Origin of the sequence: Mucilaginibacter oryzae (genome assembly GCF_003148845.1) — a bacterium.
In the GTDB taxonomy this organism is placed as follows: Bacteria; Bacteroidota; Bacteroidia; order Sphingobacteriales; family Sphingobacteriaceae; genus Mucilaginibacter; species Mucilaginibacter oryzae.
In genome coordinates this window covers 1-2,638 of the sequence record NZ_QGHA01000035.1, presented here as the reverse complement: position 1 = coordinate 2,638, position 2,638 = coordinate 1, and the positions used below count along the sequence as shown (strand labels likewise).

Annotated in this window: 1 protein-coding gene; it reads right to left on the bottom strand. The window is 49.9% G+C overall.

What is annotated here, in order from left to right; genetic code table 11:
- Positions 1-2,531, bottom strand: a 2,531-nt coding sequence (locus LX99_RS25250; RefSeq protein ID WP_245928014.1) for a non-ribosomal peptide synthetase, incomplete at its 3' end; no start/stop codon positions are given.
- Positions 2,532-2,638: the final 107 nt, after the last annotated feature.

The window sequence follows — 2,638 nt, the reverse complement described above, 5'->3', positions numbered from 1 at the left end:
CCATCCGGTAACCACTTTCCGATATCCCCGCTCCGGTAAATCAACGAACCAGCACGATAAGGATCCGGTATGAATTTCTCCGAAGTAAGTTCAGGAGCGCCGCGATACCCGCGCGCCAGGTTCCATCCCCCTATATAAACCTCTGCAGGAACACCGATCCCCGAGGGCTGCAACTGCCCGTCGAGAATATAGATATAAGTATTATCAATGGGTTTACCTATCGTCGACTTTTCCGGAATCGCCCCAAGACTGCTGCTATAGCTTACCCCGGTAACAACATGGCTCTCCGATGGACCGTAAAAGTTGTAGATCGTTACCTGTGGATTTGAAAGCAGAAAATGGCGAAGACCGCCGCTGATATACAGCTGTTCGCCTGTGGAGATGATCTCCCGGATGCGGTGCCCTTCAAAGGAAATCGCATCCGGCTCGCTGAACATCGCCTTTAATGCCGCATAAGGCATAGAAACGGTTGTTATCCCGCTACTGATAATATAATCTTTCAACGCATGCAGATCCCTGCGAAGAACTTCCGGCACAATATGAAGTTCCCCTCCGGTCGCTAATACAAAGTAGGCGTCATGCAGTGAGGAGTCGAAACTGTATGATGAAAACTGCAGATGCTTCTCACTCGCTGACAGACCCGACCTGTTGATATCCCACATGATCAGGTTATATAACATCAGGTGTGTCTGTTCAACACCTTTAGGATCGCCTGTTGAACCCGATGTATAAATGATAAATGAGCTCGATCCTGCTTCCGGACGCACAACTGTTGCTGCTGGTGCTGAGTTGAGCTCCTCTATATGGATAACACGGATATCCGCCTCAACAGCCAGATTAAGCACCGGCAGATCGGTAAGCACCGCAACGGTGCCACTTGCCCTTAACATATACGTTATACGGGATACCGGAAGCGAATTGTCGACAGGGACATACGTGCACCCTGCTTTCATTACCCCGATCATACTGATCACTGACCACACCGAGCGCTCCAAAAGAACGCCTACGGAATCTCCGGCTTTCAAACCGCCCTGCTGCAGGTAGCCCGCCAAGCGCTCTGACCGATCGCTCAACTGGCGGTACGTCAGTTGCTCACCCCCACAAACTACTGCAATTGCCTCCGGGGTCTTTATAACCTGGTCTTCGAACAGGTCTATCACAGTTCTGCTCCGATCATACGCAACCGAAGTCTCATTAAACCCGTTCAATACCTGCTCTTTTTCATCGCCGGTAAGATAGGCCAGCAACTTCAGCGGCATACTGTTGTCCGCTACTACTGATTCCAGCAATTGCTCAAGGTGGCCCAGCATACGCGTGATCGTCGCCCGGTCATATAGGTCACTGTTGTATTCTATACTCGTATGCAAGCCATTCTGCTGCTCGACAAAGTTGAAAAGAAGATCGAACTTGCTGGTCGGGTTCTCTGCCTCGTTATAGTTACTTATTACCAGCGATCCAAAATCCTGCGGCTTCTCATTTACCACATTGTTCTGTAATACTACCATCACATCGAACAATGCACTCCGGCTCGTATCCCGCTTCAGGTCCAGTTCATTTACTAATGCATCAAAAGGATATACCTGATGCTCATACGCGCCAAGCGTTACTTCTTTTACCGCCTCCAACAACGCTGAAAAGCCTTGATCACCATCTAACCGCGTACGAAGGGCCAGCGTATTAACATAAAAACCTATCTGATCTTCCAGGTTAATATGTTCCCGACCCGCTATCGGGCTTCCGATGACGATATCCATCTGCCCCGAATAACGATAGAGCAAAACGTTCATTACAGCAAGCAAACCCATAAAAAGAGTCCCGCCACGTTCCTGGCTTAACGATTTTAGCTTTTCCGTCAACTCTATATTGACAACTCCTGTAACGATACCTCCGTTGTATGTCTTTATTGCCGGACGGGGACGGTCAGAGGGTAGCTCCAGCACCGGCAGAGGACCTGACAACTGTGACAGCCAGTAAGCTCGGTGTTCCGAAAACGCCCCCTCCATAAGCTGAGAATGTTCCCATTCTGCATAATCGCGGAACTGAATGGATAAAGCTTCCGGCTCCCGCTTTTCTCCTGTCTGAAAATTATTGTAGAACTGCAGCAACTCCCTGATCAGTATATCCATAGACCACCCATCACTGATAATGTGATGCATTGTATACATGAATAGCCACCGCCCCGTACCCAGCTTGTACAGCCCGGAACGAAGTAAAGGCCCCGCTGACAAATCGAACGGGGCGGTATACTCCTTCATTACAAGGCCCCTCTCCTCTGCCACCCGGTCAGCATCCGGCAACAAACTCAGATCATGATACGCCAGCCTGAAACCTGTAGCGTCCGCATCACGGATATATTGACGTACCTCACCTTCTGCATCCTCCCTGAAAACCGTTCGCAATATCTCGTGCCGGGAGATCAGCTTATCAAAACTATACTGGATACCTTCAGGGTCAACTACCCCCTCGAATATATAAATGCCCGGGCTATTGTACGCAAGGTTCCCCTCCGAAAATTGACTCAGCACCCACATCCGGCGTTGGGACGATGACAAGCGATAGCTCTCCCCCTCCGGCACTCTCGGAATCAACGAAAAACTCCCGCCCTGCAACTTAAGCATATGAGCTATCAATCCCGCTT